Source organism: Halopolyspora algeriensis (assembly GCF_003337235.1).
Taxonomy (GTDB): Bacteria; Actinomycetota; Actinomycetes; order Mycobacteriales; family Pseudonocardiaceae; genus Haloactinomyces; species Haloactinomyces algeriensis.
Window position 1 is genome coordinate 127,384 of sequence record NZ_QPJC01000013.1, and the last position, 22,226, is coordinate 149,609.

21 protein-coding genes are annotated in these 22,226 nt (G+C 69.4%); 11 read left to right on the forward strand and 10 right to left on the reverse strand.

Annotation, left to right across the window (positions count from 1 at the left end; translation table 11 throughout):
• Window positions 1-69 precede the first annotated feature (69 nt).
• Window positions 70-597, reverse strand: a complete 528-nt coding sequence (locus DFQ14_RS18090; protein ID WP_114454490.1) for a lipid droplet-associated protein — start codon at window positions 595-597, stop codon at window positions 70-72.
• A gap of 154 nt (window positions 598-751) precedes the next feature.
• Between DFQ14_RS18090 and DFQ14_RS18095 the strand changes: the two genes are divergently transcribed.
• A complete protein-coding gene (locus tag DFQ14_RS18095) occupies window positions 752-1,792 on the forward strand; it encodes a 4-hydroxy-3-methylbut-2-enyl diphosphate reductase (RefSeq protein WP_114454491.1) in 1,041 nt (346 codons plus the stop codon).
• Between the two features lie 48 nt (window positions 1,793-1,840).
• On the opposite strand, the gene DFQ14_RS18100 is transcribed toward DFQ14_RS18095, so the two are convergent.
• Both DFQ14_RS18100 and DFQ14_RS18105 read right to left on the reverse strand, forming a co-directional pair.
• Window positions 1,841-2,941, reverse strand: coding sequence for a DUF6542 domain-containing protein (locus tag DFQ14_RS18100; RefSeq protein ID WP_114454492.1), 1,101 nt, complete (start codon window positions 2,939-2,941; stop codon window positions 1,841-1,843).
• A 137-nt stretch (window positions 2,942-3,078) separates the two neighbouring features.
• Window positions 3,079-4,011, reverse strand: a complete 933-nt coding sequence (locus DFQ14_RS18105; protein ID WP_114454531.1) for a DNA recombination protein RmuC — start codon at window positions 4,009-4,011, stop codon at window positions 3,079-3,081.
• Window positions 4,012-4,148: 137 nt separating this feature from the next.
• On the opposite strand from DFQ14_RS18105, the gene DFQ14_RS18110 reads away from it, so the two are divergent.
• The 3 genes from DFQ14_RS18110 (at window position 4,149) to DFQ14_RS18120 (ending at window position 9,731) form a co-directional block, all read left to right on the forward strand.
• On the forward strand, window positions 4,149-5,333 hold the full coding sequence (locus tag DFQ14_RS18110) for an exonuclease SbcCD subunit D (protein WP_114454493.1): 1,185 nt from the start codon (window positions 4,149-4,151) through the stop codon (window positions 5,331-5,333).
• The gene (locus DFQ14_RS18115; protein WP_114454494.1) at window positions 5,330-8,278 is read left to right on the forward strand and encodes an AAA family ATPase; all 2,949 of its coding nucleotides are present in this window, start codon (window positions 5,330-5,332) and stop codon (window positions 8,276-8,278) included. The genes DFQ14_RS18110 and DFQ14_RS18115 overlap by 4 nt, the downstream gene beginning before the upstream one ends.
• Before the next feature lie 103 nt (window positions 8,279-8,381).
• On the forward strand, window positions 8,382-9,731 hold the full coding sequence (locus DFQ14_RS18120; RefSeq protein WP_114454495.1) for a DUF2252 domain-containing protein: 1,350 nt from the start codon (window positions 8,382-8,384) through the stop codon (window positions 9,729-9,731).
• Between the two features lie 32 nt (window positions 9,732-9,763).
• Here DFQ14_RS18120 and DFQ14_RS18125 read toward each other — a convergent pair whose 3' ends face one another.
• Together DFQ14_RS18125 and DFQ14_RS18130 are read right to left on the reverse strand one after the other, a co-directional pair.
• Window positions 9,764-10,297, reverse strand: a complete 534-nt coding sequence (locus tag DFQ14_RS18125; protein ID WP_114454496.1) for a methylated-DNA--[protein]-cysteine S-methyltransferase — start codon at window positions 10,295-10,297, stop codon at window positions 9,764-9,766.
• Window positions 10,298-11,833, reverse strand: a complete 1,536-nt coding sequence (locus tag DFQ14_RS18130) for a DNA-3-methyladenine glycosylase 2 family protein (RefSeq protein ID WP_114454497.1) — start codon at window positions 11,831-11,833, stop codon at window positions 10,298-10,300.
• A gap of 104 nt (window positions 11,834-11,937) precedes the next feature.
• On the opposite strand from DFQ14_RS18130, the gene DFQ14_RS18135 reads away from it, so the two are divergent.
• The 3 genes from DFQ14_RS18135 (at window position 11,938) to ychF (ending at window position 13,601) form a co-directional block, all read left to right on the forward strand.
• Window positions 11,938-12,135, forward strand: a complete 198-nt coding sequence (locus DFQ14_RS18135) for a hypothetical protein (protein ID WP_114454498.1) — start codon at window positions 11,938-11,940, stop codon at window positions 12,133-12,135.
• Window positions 12,136-12,209: 74 nt separating this feature from the next.
• Window positions 12,210-12,419 (forward strand): hypothetical protein, encoded by a 210-nt coding sequence (locus DFQ14_RS18140; protein ID WP_114454499.1) that lies wholly within the window; start codon window positions 12,210-12,212, stop codon window positions 12,417-12,419.
• A 102-nt stretch (window positions 12,420-12,521) separates the two neighbouring features.
• Window positions 12,522-13,601, forward strand: a complete 1,080-nt coding sequence (gene ychF, locus DFQ14_RS18145; RefSeq protein WP_114454500.1) for a redox-regulated ATPase YchF — start codon at window positions 12,522-12,524, stop codon at window positions 13,599-13,601.
• Window positions 13,602-13,737: 136 nt separating this feature from the next.
• Here the strand turns inward: ychF and DFQ14_RS18150 are convergent, their stop codons facing one another.
• The 5 genes from DFQ14_RS18150 to DFQ14_RS18170 form a co-directional block, all read right to left on the reverse strand.
• Window positions 13,738-14,151 (reverse strand): type II toxin-antitoxin system VapC family toxin, encoded by a 414-nt coding sequence (locus tag DFQ14_RS18150; RefSeq protein ID WP_246195530.1) that lies wholly within the window; start codon window positions 14,149-14,151, stop codon window positions 13,738-13,740.
• Window positions 14,148-14,366, reverse strand: coding sequence for a type II toxin-antitoxin system CcdA family antitoxin (locus tag DFQ14_RS18155; RefSeq protein ID WP_114454501.1), 219 nt, complete (start codon window positions 14,364-14,366; stop codon window positions 14,148-14,150). Before DFQ14_RS18155 ends, DFQ14_RS18150 begins: the two co-directional genes overlap by 4 nt.
• Window positions 14,367-14,832: 466 nt before the next feature.
• The gene (locus DFQ14_RS18160; protein WP_246195529.1) at window positions 14,833-15,654 is read right to left on the reverse strand and encodes an alpha/beta fold hydrolase; all 822 of its coding nucleotides are present in this window, start codon (window positions 15,652-15,654) and stop codon (window positions 14,833-14,835) included.
• Window positions 15,655-16,037: 383 nt separating this feature from the next.
• Complete coding sequence (locus tag DFQ14_RS18165; RefSeq protein ID WP_114454503.1) at window positions 16,038-17,393, reverse strand: SPFH domain-containing protein; 1,356 nt, start codon at window positions 17,391-17,393, stop codon at window positions 16,038-16,040.
• Complete coding sequence (locus tag DFQ14_RS18170) at window positions 17,393-19,045, reverse strand: SPFH domain-containing protein (RefSeq protein WP_114454504.1); 1,653 nt, start codon at window positions 19,043-19,045, stop codon at window positions 17,393-17,395. Before DFQ14_RS18170 ends, DFQ14_RS18165 begins: the two co-directional genes overlap by 1 nt.
• Before the next feature lie 391 nt (window positions 19,046-19,436).
• Here DFQ14_RS18170 and DFQ14_RS22440 point away from each other — a divergent pair, with 391 nt between their 5' ends.
• The 4 genes from DFQ14_RS22440 (at window position 19,437) to DFQ14_RS18185 (ending at window position 21,993) form a co-directional block, all read left to right on the forward strand.
• A complete protein-coding gene (locus DFQ14_RS22440) occupies window positions 19,437-19,565 on the forward strand; it encodes a hypothetical protein (RefSeq protein WP_257233758.1) in 129 nt (42 codons plus the stop codon).
• 214 nt (window positions 19,566-19,779) lie between these two features.
• On the forward strand, window positions 19,780-20,730 hold the full coding sequence (locus DFQ14_RS18175; protein WP_114454505.1) for an NAD(P)/FAD-dependent oxidoreductase: 951 nt from the start codon (window positions 19,780-19,782) through the stop codon (window positions 20,728-20,730).
• Between the two features lie 156 nt (window positions 20,731-20,886).
• Complete coding sequence (locus tag DFQ14_RS18180) at window positions 20,887-21,663, forward strand: exonuclease domain-containing protein (RefSeq protein ID WP_114454506.1); 777 nt, start codon at window positions 20,887-20,889, stop codon at window positions 21,661-21,663.
• Between the two features lie 63 nt (window positions 21,664-21,726).
• Window positions 21,727-21,993, forward strand: a complete 267-nt coding sequence (locus DFQ14_RS18185; protein WP_114454507.1) for a hypothetical protein — start codon at window positions 21,727-21,729, stop codon at window positions 21,991-21,993.
• The last annotated feature ends 233 nt before the right edge of the window (window positions 21,994-22,226 follow it).

Sequence of the window (22,226 nt, forward strand, 5' to 3'; positions counted from 1 at the left end):
GTTCTCTCCTCGAAAAAGTCGTCCGGCAACTCGCTCCCGTGGCCCGGGACGTGTCCCCGGCTCGCCCGGTCACTGTGAACGCACGGTCTCCAGGCGGCGCGAGAGCATCTGCAGGAACGTCTGGCGCTGCCCGTGCTCGTTCTCGTAGTTCAGCAGTTCGACCAGGTCGGATTCGGACAGTCCGCGCAGCTTTCCCCGAAGCTGCGCGATGCTCATCTGAGCGTAGCCGGGAAGCACCTGTGGGCCCGATGTGTGGACCGCGGGCTCCTGCTCGCCCCGGCCGCCGGGTGCTTGTCCGCCCCGGCCGCCGGATGCTTGCTCGGGGGTGCTCTCGCTCTCATCGGTCTCCCGATCGCGGTCTTCGTCGAAAGTGGCCCATTCCGGCTGCGCCGGTGGCGTTTGCAGCCGGCCCAGGGCCTCGTCGCCCTTGATGGCGAACTGGGTGATCTGCTGCTGCACCCGCATGGACACCTGCAGTGCCTGGCTGGTGATGGTGACCGGGAGTCCGGTGAGGTGAGAGGGAAGCTTGCGGGTCTGCTCCAGTGCCGTGGCAGTGAGCCCGGCTGCGACCCGTACCGGTAGAGAGAGCCATCGCATGAGCCCCAGCGTGCCCCACGCAGGCCGCCGAAGCCATCGCCGCGCGGCTTTCCCGCCGGATCTCGTGAGGTGAGGGTGAGATCGATCGCCGTGGACCGGCCACTGCGGATCGGTCGGTGAGCTTGATCGCCGGTGTATCCGTACCCTGGGAGCCATGACGACCTCGCCCCAGGCCACCGAGCACGCCGGTGACGATCGGCCCGTGACACCGAACCCGGACGCCTCCGGCAAGCGCGTCCTGCTGGCCAAGCCGCGCGGCTACTGCGCGGGGGTCGATCGCGCCGTGGACACCGTCGAGAGAGCTCTGGAGACCTACGGCCCGCCGATCTACGTGCGCAAGGAGATCGTGCACAACCAGCACGTCGTGCAAACGCTCCAGGAACGCGGCGTGATCTTCGTGGAGGAGACCGACGAGGTGCCGGAAGGGGCTCTCGTCGTGTTCTCCGCGCACGGGGTGTCCCCGGCCGTGCACGAGGAGGCCGAGCGCCGGAACCTGCGCACGATCGATGCGACCTGCCCGCTGGTGACCAAGGTGCACAAGGAGGTCAACCGGTTCGCCAAGCAGGACTACGACATCCTGTTGATCGGCCACGAGGGGCACGAGGAAGTGGAGGGCACTTCCGGCGAGGCACCGGACCGGGTGCAACTGGTGGACAAGGCCTCCGACATCGACGAGGTCGAGGTGCGCGATCCGTCCAAGGTGGTGTGGCTGTCGCAGACCACCCTGAGCGTGGACGAGACGATGGAGCGGGTCGACCAGCTGCAGCAGCGCTTTCCGGATCTGCAGGCGCCGCCGAGCGACGACATCTGCTATGCCACCTCCAATCGCCAGGTCGCGGTCAAGGCGATGGCGGCCGAGTGCGATCTCGTGCTCGTGGTCGGATCACAGAACTCCTCGAACTCCAAGCGTCTGGTCGAGGTCGCTCTCCAGGCGGGAGCCACGACCTCGCACCTCATCGACTACGCCGACGACATCGACGAGGCGTGGCTGGACGGTGTCACCACGGTCGGGGTGACCAGTGGCGCCTCGGTGCCCGATGTGCTCGTGTTCCAGGTGCTCGACTACCTGGCCGAGCGTGGCTGGGGTGAGGTCGAGGAGGTCACCACGGCCAACGAGAAGATCTCCTTCGCACTGCCGCGGGAGTTGCGCAAGGACCTCAACGACAATCCGGACAGCCCGCAGAGCGTGCGCTGAGGCCGGCGGGCCCGACCACCGGCACTGCCGATCGGGTGGGCACGGCCCTCACCGGCCGCCGTCGCGGCGTGGGGGGCGTGACCTCCGCGGGGGGGTGCCACCGGGGGGCTGCTCCGGCGGCTTGCCCCGCCCCGGTGCCGGACGGGGACCGCTGCCTCGCCCGGGTGGGTGCGGGCGTTCGCCGCGTTCGGGTCGGGCCTCGCTGCCGCTCGGCCCGGCAGGGGGCTGCCCGCGGGAACGCTCGTTCTGCCTGCCCGGAGGCTGCTCGCCCCGAGCCTGGCCACGTGGCCGGGCGCCCCGGCCGTTCGGCGCCCCGCCTTCGTCCGCACCCGGCCGCGGACGCTGCTTGCCCGTCTCGCCCTGCGGCCGGCCACGCCCGGGAGCGGGATTGCGGCCGGTGTCGCCGCGGCGCTGTGGCCGTCCTGGGGCACGCTGATCGGACTCGGAACCCGCCTCGGGCGGCCGTGGACCCGTCCCCCGACCGGGTGGTCGTTGCCTGCTCGAGGCTTCGGACGGGCGTTTCTTGCTTCCGCTGTCGCCCGCCCGTGTCTTGCGACCGGTATCCGGCTTCCCACCCGGAGCGCGGCCGGCGGACGACTTGGAAGCCTTGTTGGCGGTGGATGTGGGGGCGTCCCCACGGGGACCGGATCCCGGCTTGCCGCGCTCCAGCACGAACATCCTCAGCAACCCGATCCCGAGCACCGCGCCGGTGGTGATGGCCATGGCGGGGAATCCCTTGATCAGCGGACTGATCACGGCAAGCGCCGTGGCGGTGGTGCCCGCGTCCTGCGGGATACCGGACCCGGCGGCCAGCACGACGGCGGGCATGATGATCGCCAGTATCAGCGGGGGCTGCACCATGGGGCCGAAGAGGCTCTTGCGCCGGACGAGTGCGATCGCGAGCAGGCACCCGACGACGTAGCAGGTGGTGAACAGGATTCCGGGCTTGGTCCGGATCAGCACGTCCAGCAGGGTGCCCAGTGCGGTCAGGAGCGTGGCCAGCAGGACCGCCCCCCACCACGGCACGCCGCGAATGGCGCCGAATGCGGAGTGTTCCGCCCAGCCGGTGGTGTCCCCGTCGGTACTGTCCCCGCGGGGGTTGTCACCGCGGGGACTGGAAGCGCTCTGGTGCTCGGGTAAGGCGGTCACGGGTACAACGGTAACGGCCAGGTTGTCGTGATACCGACGCGTCTCGATGCTCGATTGCGGGCAACCCGCTCACTCGGCCCGTGCCTGCACGCCTCGTCGCCGTCCGGACTCGGCGGCCCCGACCGGATCGAGGCGGATCACCGCTCGTCGGTGTGGCCGACCAGACCGTCCTCGTCGCGACGGATTTCCGCGGGAACGGTGGCGCTGCCCGCGGTTTCGGCGAGAGGCTGCACGGCGCTGCGGAACGACTCGAGCGCGTCGAGTTCGCGGCGGCGCGCGGAGACGAACCGCTGCAGGTGAGTACTGGAGAGGTTCACCGCCTCGACCGCGCCGGATGCCGCCCGCTGCGCCCGGACCGCCTGCGAACGCACCTGCTCGATGTCCTCGGCGATGGTGCGCTCGGTGGCGGCGAACATCGCGGCGGAGGCCAGTACGGCGAACCCCGTCGGACCGCAGAGGAAAACCCGCTTGTCGAGCAGCCACGACAGCAACTGCGGGTCGGTGTCGAGCGCGGCGACCACGGCCGCGTCCGAGGGGACGAACATGATCGTGCCGTAGATGGCATCCGCCCACCGCTGGTAGCCCTTGCCCGCGAGTTCGTTCGCGCGTGCGCGGATGTTGCGCACGTGCACGCGAAGCGCGTCGAGGCGCTCGGCGGAGTCATCGGTTTCCATCGCCTCGGCCCAGACGGCGAGACTGGCCTTGGCGTCCACCGGGACCCGGCGACCGCCGCCGACGGTGAGCACCATGTCCGGTCGTGCCGATCCCCCGCCCGCGAGGTCGGTCTGCTGAGTGAAGTGGATCCCCTCCCGCAGGCCCAGCGAGCGTGCCGTTTCGACCAGCACCTGCTCGCCGAGCTCACCCCGCCCGGTGCTCGACGCGAAGGCGATCTCGTAGCGACGCAGCGCCGCCTGCTGCTCCACCGTGCGCGCCCGTTCCGCCTCCACCATGCGCAGTGCCTCGTCGGCACGTCTTGCGCTGTCGGTGTACAGACGCCAGAACAGCACCAGCGCGGCTGCGAACGACGAGACCGTCGCGAGGACGATGACGGTGAGGATCCCCGAACCCACATGTGCTCCGTTCACCGAGGCGTTGTTGCACACCCGATCATGGCCGACCACGGTGCCGGTGTGTCGGGAGCCGGATGCCGACACGCCGGGGCGACCGGACGGCGGCGGCGCCGATCACTATCGATAACTTGTCCGGCATGCGGGTTCTGCACACCTCCGACTGGCACATCGGCCGCACCTTCCACGGCCGTGATCTGCTGGCGGACCAGGAAACCGTGCTGTCCGGCCTGGCCGACACGGTGACCGACGAGCGGGTCGACGTCGTGGTGATCGCCGGCGACCTCTACGACCGGGCCATGCCCTCCGGTGAGGCGGTGGAGACCTGCATGCGGGTGCTGCGGCGCCTCCGGCAGGCCGGGGCGCAACTGGTGATCACCCCCGGCAACCACGATTCCGCCGCGCGGGTCGGGGCGTTCGCCGAGTTCGCCACCGCCGGTGGCCTGCATCTGCACACCAGGATCTCCGGCCTGCACGAACCCGTCGTGGTCGAGGACGAGCACGGTCCGGTGGCGTTCTACGGCATCCCGTACCTGGAGCCCGACCCGGCGCGGCAGGTGCTGGACTCGACCGTCGACCGGGTGCCCGGTGCGGGGACCGTCGAGGGGCGGGGACATGCGGCGGTGCTCACCGAAGCCATGAACCGGATCCGTGCGGAACTGTCCGGGCGTTGTGCGCGGACCCGCGCCATCGTGCTCGCGCACGCCTTCGTCACCGGCGGTCAGGGCAGCGAATCGGAGCGCCGCATCGCCGTCGGTGGTGTCGAGCAGGTACCGGGGACGGTCTTCGACGGTGCCGACTACGTGGCGCTCGGGCACCTGCACGGCCCGCAGCGCCTCGACGAGCACCTGCGCTATTCGGGCAGCCCGCTGGCGTACTCGTTCTCCGAAGCCGAGCACCGCAAGTCGGTGTGGCTGATCGATCTCGACGCGGACGGGCTGGCCGGTGTCGAACGGCGGGAACTCCCCGTCCCCCGCGCGCTGGCCACGGTCGAGGGTCGGCTCGAGGACCTGCTCACCGTTGCCGAGCACACCGCTGTCGAGGACTGCTACCTCTCGGCGACGCTGACCGACGAGGTACGGCCGCTCGAGGCGATGCGGCGGCTCCAGCAGCGCTTCCCGTATGCCGTTCACCTGGAGTGGAAACCGGCCGGTGGTCGTGCGACCGCGTCGCTGCGGTACTCCGAAGCGCTCCGGGGGCGCGACGATCGGGACCTCGCCGAGACATTCGTCGCCGATTGCCGGGGCACGGAGCCGACCGAGTCGGAGCGGGCGCTGCTGGCCGAAGCGCTGCGTGCCGTACAGGCCTCGGAGGTGCGCGCATGAGGCTGCACCGCCTGGAAGTCACCGCGTTCGGCCCCTACAGCGGGCACGAAGCGGTGGACTTCGACGCGCTCGGTGCCGACGGCCTGTTCCTGCTGTACGGCGACACCGGTGCCGGCAAGACGACGCTGCTCGACGCGGTCGCCTTCGCCCTGTACGGGGCGGTGCCGGGAGCGCGGGGAGAGGTCAAGCGGCTGCGCTGCGATACCGCTGCCGGCGACGTCGACACCGCGGTCAGCCTGGAACTGACGGTGCAGGGCCATCGGCTGCGGATCCGGCGCAGTCCCGAATACCAGCGGCCGAAGAAGAACGGGAACGGCCACACCACGCAGAAGGCCAAGGCGTCGCTGACCTGGATGGGTGATCCGCCGGAGGGGCACCCGTCCGAAGGGCTGACCCGGATCGACGAGGTAGCACGGACGGTGCAGCGGCTGCTCGGGATGACCGTCGACCAGTTCTTCCAGGTGGTGCTGCTGCCGCAGGGCGAGTTCGCGAAGTTCCTGCGTGCCGAGACGGAGGAACGGGCGAAACTGCTGGAGAAGCTCTTCGGCACGCAGCGCTTCGCCGAGGTGGAGAACTGGCTCTCCGAGCGCCGTCGGGAGCGCCGCCGCACGCTGGAGGGGCGGATGCAGCGTGCGCGGGACCTGGTGACCCGCCTCGGCCAGGTCGCGGGTACCGAACCCGGCGAGGGTGAGGACGAGCAGACCTGGCTGGAGAACCTGGACAAGCGGCTGACCCGCGAGCAGGAGGAGGCCGAAGCCGAGCAAGCCCGATTGCGCCGCGCGCGGGAGGAGGCCGAGGCGACGCTGCGCGCTCGTCACGAGCTGGCCGACCGGATCCGCCGCGTCCGCGAGGCGCGAGCCGAGCTGGCCGAGCTCGAACAGCACCGCACGCGGCACGAGCAGTGGCGCGCCGAGCAGGACGCCGCCCAGCGCGCCACTCCGGTGCTCACCGTGCGGCAGGCCGCACAGCGCGCCGCCGCCGACCGCGAGCGAGCCGCCGAGGAAGTGGCTGCGGCCTCCGCCGAGTGTGCGGATGTGGACACCGGCGCCGAGCTCGCCGACCTGCGCTCGACGGCGAGCCGGTACCGGGAGGAGGCCGGAGCTTTGAAACAGCTCGTCGCCGAAGCCGAGCAGCAGGAGACCGATCGCCGCCGGCGCACGGAACTGGCCGACGGGATCGAGGCCGATGTGCGCATCGACGGCTCGCTTGCCGAGCAGCAGGGCGAGCTGCCCGAGCGGATCACCGAGGCCCGCAGCGATCTCGACGAGGCCAAGCACGCTGCCGTGCGGCTGGAGACCGTGCAGGCACGTGTCGACGAGCTGAGCGCTCTGCTCACCACCGCACGCGAGCTCCCCGAGGCCGATCGGGCGCTGGAGGCGGCGAACGCGCATGCGCGCGAGAAGGTGGATGCCCATCAGCAGGCCCGGGATGGTCTCCAGGAACTCCGCAGCCGGCGGCTTGCCGGGATGGCCGCCGAGCTCGCCGCAGGTCTGCAGCCCGGCGAGTCCTGCCCGGTGTGCGGCTCGGACACCCATCCCGATCCCGCCCGCCCGGTCGACGCTCCGGTCGGTGCCGACGACGAGGAGCGGGCGCAGTCCGCCGAGCAGGCCGCCCACACCCGGCGCGAGGAGGTGACCGAGGCGGCCCGGCAGGCTCGGCAGCGGTGCGAGCGGCTGCGCGAGCGGCTCGGCGAGCACACCGAGACCGGGCTGGCCACCGAACTCGCCGAGGCCACGGCCGAGTGCGAGCGGGTGCGCGAGCAGGCCGCGCGGGTTCGGAGCCGCACCGACCGACTCGCCGAACTGGAAGCCACCGCCGAACGACTCACCACCCGGCGCCGCGAACTCGCCGATCGCCTCGCCGCGGCCCGTTCCGAGCACGCCACACTGGTCGAGACCATCGAGCAGCGAGAACACCGTCTGCACCGGGCTTGTGGCGACTTCGACGGGGTCACCGAGCGCCGCGAACACCTGCTCGGCTCGGCCGCCGCGATCGATCGACTCGTCACCGCCCGATCCGCCTGCGAGCAAGCACGGCGCCGCGACGACGAGCAGCGGGCGGCGCTGCGGCAGGCGGCTGTCGAGGCCGGCTTCGACAGTGCCGAGGAGGCGCTGGCCGCCGCGCGCAGCGAGGAGTACCGCACCGAGTTGGCGGAGGCGCTGGCCGCGGTCGAGCGACGGGACGCGGCCGCGCGGGCCACGCTGGCCGAACTTCCCGGCGTCGACGCGGACACCGAAGCCGGTGTCGAGGACGCCGAGGAGGCCGCAGCCGCAGCGCGGGACGCCGCGGAGCAGGCCGCCGCGCTCGCCGCGGGCGCCGAGCAGCGTCGGCGCGAGGTTGCCGAGCTCGCGGAGCGATTGCGCCGCGAATGGGCGGATCTCGGCCCGGTGCACGCCGAGTTCGCCGAGCTCGACGCCCTGGCCGATGTGGTCAACGGGCAGGGGCAGAACGAGCGGAAGATGACGCTGCGTTCCTACGTGCTGGCCGCCCGACTCGAGGAGGTGGCCGTGGCCGCCACGCACCGGCTGCAGCGGATGAGCGCGGGCCGGTACTCGTTCGTGCACACCGACGCGGCCGGTGCGCGGGGAACCCGGGGCGGGCTCGGCCTGGACGTGCTGGACGACCATTCGGGCCTGACCCGACCGACCAAAACCCTCTCCGGCGGGGAATCGTTCCTGGCCTCGTTGTCCCTGGCGCTGGGGTTGGCCGATGTGGTGGCGGGCGAAGCCGGTGGCGCGCTGCTGGACACCCTGTTCATCGACGAGGGCTTCGGCTCACTCGATGCGGGGACATTGGACCTGGTCATGGACACCCTCGACGAGCTGCGCGCCGGCGGCCGGGTCGTCGGCCTCGTTTCGCACGTCGAGGAGATGCGCCAGCGTATCGGTGTCCGGTTGCGGGTTCGTCAATCTCGGGGTGGTTCCACACTGGCAATCGAGACGTAATCGAGATCGCGCACATCCCCGCTGTCACGGCACTCGAGGTGATCCATGCGTACCGTGGCGATACAGGCTTCTCCGTCCGGTTCTCGCCAGGAAGGGGCAATGCATGTCCGAGCTGGCTCGCACGCTCGACGTCAATGATCAGGACCTGCGTCGGCAACACATCATCGACACTCTGGTCGATGCCTTCTCGGAGCTGATGAAGGCCGCGCCCGCGGCATTCCGCACCAAGTTCCGGAAGATGGCCGCCTCACCGTTCGCCTTCTACCGGGGCAGTGCCTGCACGTTCTACGCCGACGTGGCCCGGCTGCAGGATCCGTGGGCCGACGAGCGCACCAGCCGGGTGTGGATCCAGGGGGATCTGCATGCGGAGAACTTCGGCACGTACATGAACGGCGAAGGTGTGCTCGTCTTCGACGTCAACGACTTCGACGAGGCCTACGTCGGTCACTTCACCTGGGATCTGCAGCGCTTTGCCACCAGCATCGCCCTGCTGGGGTGGAGCAAGGCACTGCCGGACGAGGAAATCGAGCGCTTTGTCCGGCACGCAGGCCGCGCCTACCTCGATCAGGTCCGTCAGTTCGTGCACGGCGACCGGGACGCGGCTTTCTCGCTGCGGCTGGACACCACCGAGGGGCTGGTGCACCACGTCCTGCAGCAGGCCCGGCTGCAGAGCAGGGGGGACATGCTGAGCACGATGACCGAGACCGAGGGCTATGACCGGCGTTTTCGTGAAGGGCCGGGCGTGCGGCGCCTCGACCGTGCCGAACGCGAGCGGGTGATGGCGGCATTCGAGCAGTACCTGGACACGATCCCGCAGGACAAGAAGATGCGCGACGTCGCCTACACGGTCAAGGATCTCGTGGGGCGCAGCGGGTTCGGTATCGGCAGTGCGGGCCTGCCCGCCTACAACTTCCTCATCGAGGGGGAGAACGAGGCGTTGGAGAACGACCTCGTGCTGTCCATGAAGCAGGGCAATGTCGCGGCCCCGTCGCGGGTGGTCGCCGACCGGGACATCCGCGAGTACTTCCGGCACCACGGCCAGCGGACCGCGGTGTCCCAGCGAGCGCTGCAGGCTCATGCCGATCCGCTGCTCGGCTACACCGAACTGGACGGTGTCGGCTATGTCGTCGACGAGCTCTCGCCCTACGAGTCCGATCTGGACTGGGAGGAGCTGACCGAGCCGGACGAGATCCTTCCCGTGCTGGACTACCTGGGCCGGGCCGTGGCGAAGGTGCACTGCGTGTCCGACACCGACTCGGATCACACACTGGTGCCGTTCCAGACGGAGGAGGCCATCGCCGCCGTGGTCGACGGGCGCGAGGAGGAGTTCATGCAGTGGCTCTGGGACTTCGCGCGGGACTACGCCGACGTGGTCCGCGACGATCACCGGCTGTTCGTCGACGCGTTCCGTCACGGCGAGATCCCCGGCGTGAGCTCCACGAAAGCGGAATGAGTCGAAGCAGGGCCGCGGCGGAGGAGGAAGGGTCAGTCGTGGCCGGCACCGTGGGGCCGGTACCGCTGCTCGTGGTCCAGCAACCGCCGCTTGATGTCGACGCCCCAGCGGAACCCGCCGAGTGACCCGTCCCCGCGCAGCACCCGGTGGCACGGGACGAACAGGGCCGCCGCGTTGCGTGCACAGGCCGACGCGGCCGCCCGCACCGCCGCGGGATGCCCGGCGAGCGCGGCGTACGCGCTGTAGCTGACGGGTTCCCCGGCGGGCACCTTGCGCAGAACGTGCCACGCGTGTTCGAGGAACGCCCCCGAGCGCTGCCGCACTTCGATCGTGTCGATCGCCTCCGGCTCTCCCGCGTGGTAGCGGGTGATGGCGCGGGTCACTGCTCCGAGGTCGGGCATGTACCGGGGTTCTGCCTGCCGCAGCGAGGGGGCGATGACGTCGAGCAGCTCGGTGAGGTCCGCCGTCCAGCCCGAGGCCAGCACGGCTCCATCGCCTGCGACGACTGCGCTGAACGGGCCGAGGTGGGTGTCCACGGTGGACCAGGATGGGGTCGAGGTGTTCATCTAGGACTCCCGGGTGGAGTGGTGGTTGTGCTCCCGGCCGTGGAGACTGTGCCGGGTTCTCTTGCGTGGGGACCGGGCCGCGGCCCGCCAGAGGTGCATTCCCGCGTAGGAGCACCACGGGCTCCATCGGGCCGCTCGGGCCCGCAGTGGTGCCCGCGCGGTGGGAATCCCGAGTGCGGCGGCTCCGCGGCGGAGCGCGAGATCGTCGGTGAGCAGGACATCCGGCGCCCCCAGCACACGCATACTCACGTAGCGCGCCGTCCACGGGCCGATGCCCGGAAAACTCTCCAGCTCGCGGCGCAGTTCCCGCTCGTCGCGGCCGGGGTGGATCTCGAGGCTGCCGTCGGCCAGGGCCGCAGCCACCGAGCGCACGGCTTCGACCCTCCTGCGCGGCCCGCCGATGTGTGCCGCCTCCGTGGTGGCCAGCGCCTCGGCGGAGGGAAACAGTGTGGTCACGGCCGGAGACATCCGGTTGTCGGGCCGTGCCAGGGGGTCGCCCAGGGCGGCCGTCAACCGGCCGGCGGTGGTGCGCGCGGCCGGGACGGAAACCTGCTGTCCGAGTACCGCACGGATCACGGCTTCGGTCCCGTCCACACTTCCCGGAACCCGGATGCCCGGTGTGCGGGCGACCGCGGTGGCCAGTGCCGGATCACTGCCGAGCACTTCGGTGACGGCCGCCGGGTCGGCATCGAGATCGAACAGGCGGCGTATCCGGGCGACGGCGCTGCCGAGGTCGCGCAGGTCCGTCAACCGCAGCGTGGCGGAGAGGTGGTCACCCTCCGGCCGGACGGTGACCACGCCTGCGCCGTGGGGGAGCCGCAAGGCGCGGGAGTAGTGTTCCGGCCCGGCCTCTTCCACCCCGGCCACCGCCCGGTTCGCCAGGAAGTCCAGCAGTCCCTCGACATCCAGCGGGGGACGCAGCGGCAGGCGCAACCGGATCGTGCCCGCTGCCGCCTCGCGTGGTCCGGCACCCCTGCGTGCCTGGTCGCGCAGGACGGTGGGGGTCGTGGCGAAGACCTCGCGGACGGTGGCGTTGAACTGCCGCAGGCTGGCGAATCCCGTGGCGAAGGCGATGTCGGTGAAAGCCAGTTCGCTCGTCTCGATCAGCGTGCGCGCCGAGTGCGCCCGGTGCGCGCGGGCCAGCGCGAGTGGGCCGGCCCCGAGTTCGGTGGTGAGTACGCGGGTCAGGTGCCGCGTGGAATAGCCGAGGGCGGCGGCCAGCCCGACCACACCGGCACGCTCGACGAGACCGTCGTTGATCAGGCGCATGGCTCGCCCGGCGAGGTCGGCCCGCAGGTCCCACTCCGGCGATCCGGGCACCGCGTCCGGCAGGCACCGGCGGCACGCGCGGTACCCGGCGGACTGGGCGGCGGCGGTGGTGGGGAAGAACTCGAGATTGGCGGGTTTCGGGGTCCGCGCCGGGCAGGACGGGCGGCAGTAGATCCCGGTGGTGCGCACGGCGGTGACGAAGCAGCCGTCGAAACGCGTGTCGCGTGCGGCGACCGCTCGATGAGCCTGCTCCGTGGTGACCGGCATGAGTTCGATCCTGCCAGCGCGTGTGTCCCGGCCACCAGCGGGAATCGGACATGGCGCTGCGCTGTACCGGGCATGGGGAACCCTGACCGGGGTATCCCGGTGGCATGAACAGCAGTGCAGGTGAGCCCGAGCGTGGCCGCAACGACCCGGACGTGGACCCGACCCTGCCGAACGAGGAGGACGTCGACCCGTCGGACGTGCCCGGCAAGCACGACGTCGACAACCGGGAGTTGCCCAACGAGCGAGATGTGCGGTCCTTTCGCGTGCCCGATGAGGACGACCTCGGCCCCCACGATGACTGAGGGTGGTGCGGGTCCTTCTCGAGGGGGAGTGCACCGAGATGCGACGGTGCCGATCAATTCTTAGTGTCCGTGTCATGGCTTATACGACGCAGGCCCTCAAGGTCATCGGCACCGCCGGTGCGGCCGTCTTGGCGATCACGCTCGCCGCCGGATGCAATGACACCGAACAGGCTCCGGGTGGCGGCAACGAGCAACAGCAGGAGCAGGACAACGGCGGCGGGAACCAGCAGGAGCAGGACAACGGCGGCGGGAACCAGCAGGAGCAGGACGACGGTGGTTACTGACAGGTCGATGACCGTGTGTGCCGAGGCCGGACCCGGTGGCCACCGCTGATGTGGCGACCGGGTCCGATGATCGCCACCCCGAACGCCTAGACTTGTCGTCCCGTGAGCCTCACTCTCGGAATCGTCGGCCTGCCCAACGTGGGCAAGTCCACGCTGTTCAACGCCCTGACCCGCAATGAAGCGATCGCGGCGAACTACCCGTTCGCCACCATCGAGCCGAATGTGGGCGTCGTGCCGTTGCCGGACAGCCGGCTCGACAAGCTGGCCGAGATGTTCGACTCGGCCCGGACGATGCCTGCCACGGTATCGTTCGTCGATATCGCGGGGATCGTGCAGGGCGCTTCCGAAGGGCAGGGGCTGGGCAACAAGTTCCTGGCCAACATCCGCGAGGCGGACGCGATCTGCCAGGTCATCCGCGTGTTCGAGGATTCGGACATCGTGCATGTCGACGGGGATGTGAACCCGTCCAGCGACATCGAGACGATCAACACCGAGCTGATCCTCGCCGACCTGCAGACGCTGGAGAAGGCGCTGCCGAGGCTGGAGAAGGAAGCCCGCACCCACAAGGAGCGCAGGCCCGCGCTGGAGGCGGCCAAAGAGGCCAAGGAGATACTCGATGCCGGGCAGACGCTGTTCGCCGCGGGGCGGGGCAAGGAGACGCCGGAACTGGCCGAGCTCAACCTGTTGACGACCAAGCCGTTCCTCTACGTGTTCAACGCCGACGAGGGCGTGCTCAGCGACGAGGCCAAGTTGCAGGAGCTGCGTGATCTGGTCGCGCCGGGGGATGCGGTGTTCCTCGATGCCAAGGTCGAGTCCGAGTTGCTGGAGCTCGACGAGGAGTCCGCGCAGGAGCTGTTGTCCTCGATCGGGCAGCCCGAGCCCGGCCTGAACGCACTCGCCCGCGCGGGTTTCCACACTCTCGGGCTGCAGACCTACCTCACGGCCGGGCCGAAGGAGGCGCGGGCGTGGACGATCCGTCAGGGCGCGACCGCCCCGGAGGCCGCAGGCGCCATCCACAGCGACTTCCAGCGCGGCTTCATCAAGGCCGAGATCGTCTCGTACGAGCAACTCGTCGAGGCCGGTTCGATGAACGCCGCCCGCACGGCGGGCAAGGTCCGCATGGAGGGCAAGGACTACGTCATGCACGACGGCGACGTCGTCGAGTTCCGCTTCAACGTGTAGACAACGGCGTTTTCGCTGGTCAGCGGACTATCTCGGTTCGTCGTTCGTCAGGTGTTCGTCAACGTCTTCCGAACACGTCCGCGAGCATCCCGGCGGCGGCGTTGCGAGTGCGGTTCTTCCGCAGTCGGCCATGGGCTCACTCGGATACAGGCAGAGCCTCGGCCACCGAGCAGGCGCGGGCCAGCCGGAGATCGGTGGTGATCAAAGGCACACCAAGACGTGTGGCCAGAGCCACATACAGCGCATCGACCAGCCGCAGGTCATCCCGGCGGGTCCAGGCATCGGCGGCGAGTTCGATCACGGGATGGCGGCTGACCGGCATCGTGGTCAACGCGGTCAAGCCGGTATCAACGTCGGTGGCGGCCAGTTCACCGGCACGGTATAACCGGCCCAGCGCGGAAAGCACCTCGGCGTCCAGATGCGCCGGGGCGTGCAGCTCGGTGTGGGACAGCCGGGCATGTGCACTCGGAGCACGATCGGTTCCAGCCAGCAGGTCCACGGCCACCGAGGCGTCCAGCACCACCGCTTCCGGCTTGCTCGGTGCGCTCACCGGTGGCCGAACTCGTCACGGGAGGCATCCAACGCAGCCAGTGCGAACTCGTGTCGCACTCCACGCGGAGTGGGTAGCGAGGCCAGCCAGGCATCCGTGGCGTGCCGCCCCAGCTCCGCGGAGATGGCTGCCTGCGTCAACGCCGAGATGTTCAGCTGTGCCGCCCGGGCCTGATCAGCGAGCTCGTCGGGCACCCATACATTCAACCGAGCCATACACACATCATACACACTCCGAATTGGTGCGGCCAACCGATCAGCGGCCATCCACGGACTCCGGTGGCCGGCTCCATCGCCAGGTGGTTGTGCGAACCAGCCCGGTGCAGCCGGCCACGAAGAGAGCGGCGAAGGCCCAATCGAGCATGTGAACGACGTAGGTGGTGACAAAGAAGGCCTGTCCCCAGTCGGTGGTGGCAACGACCTCGCAGTGTTTCCCTCCGCCGCTTTTCAGCAGTGCCAGCCAGTCCAGGCACGTCGCTTCTCGGGGGATGAACGGTATGACCGTGCCCCTACGACCGGGCCGGCAGCACGCACAGTTCGTTGTCCGACGGATCGGTGTAGACCCGCCACGGCAGCCAAGGGGTGGACAACGCGCGGTCCCAGGCGGCGGCTTCGGCTCGGATCGCCTACGCGCCAAGCTCAAAGCGCCCGCTGACCGATCCCTCAGCGGGATGCCGTGCATTCATGAGCAGGCATGTGCGAGCCATCGTTGGAGGGCGACGGCGAGGTGTACTGGTGCGTCATAGTGGACCAGGTGGCCGGCGCCGTCGATGATCTCCAGGTCCGCGTCGCGAATAGCTTCGGACAGCCGGGTGGCCCTGTCCACGGGGATCCAGGTGTCCTCGCTCCCCCAGATGATCTTCACGGGAAGGCCGAGTTCGGGGTAGCGGTCTTGGATCTCGTCGGTGAAGCGCTCGTCGGCGGCAGCGATTTGCCGGTAGAACGCGTCTTGTCCTTCGGGCGAAAGCCACGGTGCTGCCACCGTGTGCATCTGCTCGGCGGTCAGACCACGGTGGCTGGCTCCGGCGATGTACGCTTCCAGCGCGCCCCTGTGCACCGCGTGGGGTTGGCCGGCGAACACGTCGGTGTTGTCGGCGACGAGTCGGAAGAAGTCCGATCCCCAGGGGCGCAGCGCTACCACGTCGATCAGTGCGAGCGAGGCGTAAGTTGCACCGTGCAGCAAGTGCGCCCGCAGCGACACGGCGCCCCCGTAATCATGGGCAACCACGTGGGGTGCTGGGAGATCCCAGTGCCGCAGCAGGTCGTCGAGCAGTTCAGCTTGCGTGCCGAGATCGACAGCGTGGTCCGGTTGTTTCGACGACTGCCCGTAGCCGGGCATGTCCCACAGGTATACCGAAAAGTCGTGGGCAAGCGCTTCCGCGAACGCCACCCACACCTGGGACGACCAGGGAGTTCCGTGACACATGACGACCGCAGGCCCGTTGCCGAGGCGCTCCCACGCGACCGTGCGGCCGCGCCAGTGAAAACGTCGTGACAGCTCCACTGTTGCAGCATCCCAATTTTTGTCGTGCATCGCCCTGCGTAGCCACGTGCCTGCCTGAGGTCGGTCAGGTGGACAGATCAAGAGCCATCACTGCATCATCCACGAAACGTCCCCGGACGTCGAGCTCGCCGCGAGGAGTTCCCTCCACCTCGTAACCGGCGGCGCGGTACAGCCGCAGTGCACGCTCGTTCGTGCTCAGGACACGTAGCGTGACACGAAGAGCGTTTCGCCGAAGTGCCTCCGCAGCCCTCCGGAGGGGCCGGGAACGCCTCGCGGACCGTCCGGTGGCGAACAGTTCTCGGGCGAACTCTCCGGCGTCATCGTCCGGCCGAAGACGCGATGGGGCGACGTTGACCTCGACACATCACCCCGATGCGCTGCGTCTAGTTGTCCGAGCCGTCACGGTCGAGCAGCGACTGTGCAAGCTCGCCGGCCTGCCCGACCGCGTGCATCGCCTCGCCCACGGAGGCACTGTGACCTTCCTCGGACTCCGCCGAAACCGCGCCGTTTCCCGTGGTGAATGCCTGCGAGCTCATCTTCGGCAGCAACTGGGACAGCAGCAGCGTGGACAGTGTCGACGTTTCTCCGCCACCGCCGTGCACGACGACCGGACGCGGCGCGCGCCCGGCGAGCTTCTCACCGACTTCCAGCCTGCGCCGGGCCAGCTCGTAGTGCAGCACGGCGCGGTTGTCGCGGTAGGCCTGGCCGAGCCGCTGACGGGACTTCGCCTCGTTCTGCGCCTCGGTCAGCGTCGCCCTGCCGCGAGTCTCGATCTCCCACTGCGCCCGCTGCGCCTCGGTTTCCTGCTCCTCCAGCATCCTGGCGACGTCCTGGCGCGCCCTGTTCCGGGCCGCGTTCACCTCGACCAGCTTGGCGTCGCGGGTCTTCTTGGCGCGCTCGATCTCCATCAGGAGGTTGTCGATGCGTCGCTTCCGGGTCAGTTCCCACTCGCGCTCGTAAGCACTGAGTTCCTTGGCGACACGCTCGCGGGTGGCGAGGTGCTGCTGGTACTGATCCGGCAATTGCACGTCCGGGATGTTCGCGCCGAGGATCTGCACACCGTACTTGTTGAGTTGTCGGTTCAGCGTCGCCTGCATGTCCTCGACATCACTGCCCCGCAGGTCGTAGGCCTGCTCGGTGTGCACTCGCCTGCCGCGCTGCCGGATCGCGTCCTGCACCGCGCTGGAGAGCACCATGTCGAAGTTGCCCGCGCCGATCGTGCGCACGAAGTCGACCGGGTTGTCGATGCGGAACTTCAGGAAGAACTCGATCGCCTTCAGCGGCACGTCCTCCGAGGTGGGGCAGGCCGCAACCGGCGCGTTGTACGGGATCTCCGTGGTGGTGTCCACAACGAACTCCACCTTGTCCCATGGCCACCACAGGTAGTGCCTGCCGGGCGACAAGGTGTCGGTGAACGCACCGTAGCGGCTTCGGATGCCGGTCGTGCCCTGTTCGATCTCCACGATCGAACCGCGCCACAGCATTATCACGGCGAGCACCAGCGCCAGCGCGGCGCCCACCCAGGCGGCTGTGGCCACGACCCCACTGCCGAATGCGGCCGTCCCGGCGAGATAGAGAGCTGCCAGCAGCAGCACGAGCCAACCGATGCCCCGGTTGTCCTTCGGGATCACCACGGGGACGAGATTGCCCTCGTCGCCGCCTCGGATGAGCTGGCGGATGTTCGACCATGCCGCGACCGCATCGGTGATCTTGGAGAAGCTGCGTTGCTGGGTCGCCATCACTGCTCACCTGCCTGGTGCTGCTCGTTGCCCTGAGTCGTGCTGCCGGAATCCGGGCCGCCGAGGTGTTCGACCTGCTCGGTGATCGATTCGTCGGTCACCGAGGCCCTGATCTGCTCGACCCGCTCCGCACCGGGGATCTCCTCGGCAGGGGATTCGTCGCCGGCCGCGTCGTGCGCGCTTGCCGTCAGCAGGTCGTCGATCTCGGCTTCCCGGGAGCGGACGCGCTCCTGGATCGCCTCGGTGCGCTGCCGGATCGTGGCCACGTCCGTGTCGGACAGCCCGGCCCCGTCCTCGGAGATGCCCAGCATCCGCCGCGCGGTGGCGAGGTAGTCGATGTCGTTGCCCTCGCCGTCACCGAACGAGACGAGCATCGGAAGGTGCTCCGCGAGGCCTTCCAGCTTGTTCAGCACGTCCTGCTCGTAGCGGTGCTCCAGGATCTCCGGAGTCTCCGCCGCGCTGACCGCCCGGATGTCCAGGGCTTGGGCCTCCAGCAGGGCGGCGTTGGCGTTGGCGGTGCTCTCCGCCTCGACGTAGCGCTGCCGCGCCTGAGCCTTGGCGCGATTGGTTTCCCGCTCCAGCGCGGTGTCCATCTGCGCCTGGTAGTTGGCGATCTCGGCGTTGATGCCCGACAGGCTCTCGTTCATCGAGGCCAGTTCCTTGTTCAGGTCACCTTCGTCCTGCTCCTTGCGCAGGCTGAGCTCGTGCTCGTAGGTGTAGGCCTCCTTGGCCAGTCGCACCATCTCCGGTGCGGCGAGGTCGGCCCGGTACTGCTGGTTGGAAGGCTCGGCGTGGGTGATGTTGGCACTGGTCAACCGCACAGCGGGCAGGAACTGCTCGTTCAGGCTGTCCAGCAGCTCCTGGGTGCTCTCTCCCACGAGGTCGTAGATGTCCTCGGCTCGCTGCTGGTAGATCAGACTCCGGGTGACCTCGCTGACCGCATTGGACAGCTTGTCGGAGAACCCGGACACGGCGCCCAGGGCGTACATGAACTGTGTCGGATCCTCGATGCGGAACTGCAGGAACAGATCAACCGAGGCCTTGATCCCGCCCCGGGTGGGGGCCTCGCTGATCGGCGCGTTGTACGGGTACTCCCGCGTCGTGTTCACGACATAGCTGACCTGCTTGCGGGGGTCGAGAAGTACCGTGCGGCCGGGTCCGACCGTTCGGTCCAGCTTGCTGAACTTGGCGATCATCGCCTGGCAGCCGTCCGGAACCATGATGACGCTGCGCCGTGCCCACAGCAGCACGGCCACGATCGCCAGCAGCACCCAGATGTGCGGTCCGAACCACGCCTGTCCCATGCCGGTCGAGGCGGTCACCAGGACCCCGGCCACGGCCAGAACAACCAGCGCCAGTATCGGCAGAACAACGGTGGTGAACGCGCTGCGCTTGGGGATCACCACGGGGCAGATGACGTTGACCCATTCCCCGTTGTCACCACGTTCGGAAACGCTGCGATTGACGATCTCACCGATCTCGCCGATCGGTGCCGTCTGCTGTTCGATCCGGGTACCCGCCGAGGCGCCCTGCTCCCGCGCGGAGATGAAGTCTCCGGGGTCGATCGCGAACTCGTCGGCAGCTTCTTCCGCGGCCTCACCGACCGCTTCGGCGAGCCCCTGAGCCCGGCGCCCGGCCGCTGCGATGGACATGTATCGCTCCCTTGATCACTGCGAAGTCTCCCCAGTGGACGCGCGGTGACAGCACCCGGTTTCGCTGCGCCGTGTCGCGCGTCACGAGGTTGCCAGAGGCTACCGCACACGGCTCGTGATGCGAGGGCTGTTTCATCTTTTCCCGCGCGGCCGCAGTCGATTTCTCGAGCGCGACCGCAGAACTTCGAGGCGACACCAGCAGCGGCACCACGAGGACGAGTAGCTGCGCAGGCACCGCGCCCGGAAAGCACCCGATCAACTCAGCGCTTTCTCCCGAGGATTTCTGATTCGAAGGAGGCGCTGTCAGTCCTGATTGCGTCGCTCGCGGAGCTGCTGCTGGACCTTCTCCAGGTCGAAGCGGGCCTGTCCACCGGCGGTGACGGTGTGCGGGGTGACGGTGGCGATGGCCGCCGTCAGCGAGACCGACTGGATCTTCCGGCGTACCTGCGGCCACTGCTGGGAGATCCTGACCCGCGAACAGGAGCGCGAACCGATCGGGGAGGAAAGGCCGAGCTCCTGAGGGAGTGCCGCACGGGACAGGTCCGCACCCGGTGCGCGTCATACTGATGAACGCGGCGCGCCGGCTCGGGGAGCTCGCTCAATGCGACCGGGGAGCGGCGCCAGGTGCGGGGGTTCGAGCCGATGTCCGGAGCATCACCCGAGCGTCGCGTTCGTGTTCGGAACGGATCCGCCCGTCGTCGGCGGGCGCGGATACGACGGAGGAGGAGAACGAGATGGAGTACGACGTGGTGGTGGTCGGGGGCGGTTCGGCCGGGCTGGCCGCCGGGATGATGTTGGGCCGGTCTCGCCGCCGGGTGGTGGTCGTCGATGCCGGGGAACCTCGCAACGCACCGGCCGAACACCTGCACGGCTTCCTGTCCCGGGACGGGACATCTCCGGCGGAGCTGCTCGCGGTGGGCCGAGAGGAGGTGACCCGCTACGAGGGCGAGGTGCTCACCGGCCGGGTGCGGGGCATCGAGCACGGAGGTGAGCACGGGTTCGTGGTGCGCCTGGCCGATGGAGGAGAGCTGACCACGCGCGGGGTGCTGGTGGCCACCGGGCTGCGCGACGAGCTGCCCGCGATCCCGGGCCTGCGCGAGCGGTGGGGTACCGACGTGCTGCACTGCCCGTACTGCCACGGCTACGAGGTGCGCGACGCCCCGATCGCCGTGGTCGGCGGCGACAACCGGCCGTTCACCCTGCACCAGGCGCAGCTGGTGCGGCAGTGGTCGGACGACGTGGTGTTCTTCCCGAACCGGATCGACCCGACCGACGAGGAGCGGGAGCGGCTGGCCGCCCGCGGGATCGGTGTCGTCGACGGTGAGGTGGCGCGGCTGGTGACCGACGAGGGCCGCGTGTCCGGTGTGGAACTCGCCGACGGCCGGAGGGTGCCGAGGTCGGCGGTGTTCGTCGGTCCCCGCTTCGTGCCGCACGACGAGCTGTTGACCGGTCTGGGCTGCGAGGTTGGCGAGAACGGCTGGGTGACCGTCGATCCCTCGGGCCGCACCAGCGTGCCCGGGGTGTGGGCGGCGGGCAACGTCGTGGACAACCCGGCCCAGCTGATCAACGCCGCCGCTGCCGGGGCGACCGCCGCCGTCGCGCTCAACCATCACCTGCTGGCCGAGGACGTCGACCGGGCCGTCGCGCACCACCGCGCGGGAGACGAGACGCTCTCCCGCACGTGATTTCCCAGTGCCAGAGCCGCTCGGCTGTCGGCTACCTGCCGTGCGAGGAAACAGGTGCGCAGGACGTCGCGCGAACCGACAAAAGCACCCGATCGGCCCACCATCGTCCCCGGATCCGCGCTCCTGCCCCCCGAGCGGGATGGTTAGGGTCCGGTCATGACCTCCTCCGCGATGTCCTGGGCCGACGGGCCGCTTGCGGCCTTCGATGTGGAATCCACCGGTGTGGACACCGACACCGACCGGATCGTGACCGCGACCCTCATCGCCATCACTCCCGGGAAGCAGCCGGTGGTGCGCACGTGGCTGGCCGACCCGGGCGTTGAGATCCCCGACTCGGCGACCGAGGTGCACGGCATCAGCACCGAGCACGCGCGAACCCACGGTCGTGCGGCGGCCACCGTGGTCGCCGAGCTCGCCGAAGCCCTGGCCGAGGTGTGGACCGCCACGACTCCGCTGTGCGCGTTCAACGCCGGTTTCGACCTGTCGCTGCTGGCCGCCGAGCTGCGCAGGCACCACGGGCAGGAGCTGACCGTCTCCGGGCCGGTGGTGGATCCACTGTGTCTGGACAAGCACCTGGATCGCTACCGCAGGGGCAAACGCACCCTCGCCGCCCTGTGCGAGCACCACCGGGTCCGCCTCGAGGACGCCCACAGTTCCGCCGGTGACGCCCTGGCCTGCGCGCGTCTGGCATGGCGGCTGGCCAAGAGCTACCCCGAGCAGATCGGCGCCCTCGATCCGGCCGTGCTGCACGAGCAGCAAACCGGCTGGTACCGCACCCAGCAACACAGCTTCGCCGACTACCTCGATTCCCTGGCCGGCAGGCAGGAAAGCGACCACGAGGCCGAGCAGCTTCGCCGCCGCGCCACCGATGTGCGGGACAATGCGGAACACTGGCCGTTGCGTCCCGCGCGTTCCGGCAGCGAAGCCGCGTGAACCGCGGGTCGACAGTCTCCAGCGCTGAAAGATCGCCGCCGAGGCCGGAAGGAGAGACGTGCCATGGCCGAAGGATTCGCCGCCACCATCGTCGAGCGCTGCCGCTGGGCACGCTCCCACAGCGAGGGCCACCCCTCGTCGTCGTGGCCGGCAGGCGAGCAGGTGGCGACAGCGCTGGTGTTGCGCGACAAGGACCACCTGGCCGCCATGGGCTACACGACCGAACAGGCCGCCGAACGGGTCTGCGAGGAGGCACAGCTGTCGGCATTCGCCCTGACCGGCTGGCTCAACGATGTCCGAGACGAGCTCGACAAGGGCAGTCAGGGCTGAGCAGCGACTCGATACCGCCTGCCATCCCGACTCGCCGCTTGCCACGGCCGCGCTGCGTCGGCACGCCGGCGCCGGCGGCGGGTCGAGGATGACCGTAACGGGCACGGATTGTCGGGTCGACGCGGAGTCGGCGCCTCTAGATGAATGATTCCGTGAAGCTGGTGTTAGTGGTCGTAGGCGATTAGTGATCGTTTGCGGGGTGTGTCGGTGGCCCAGTTGTGCCAGATGCCGGC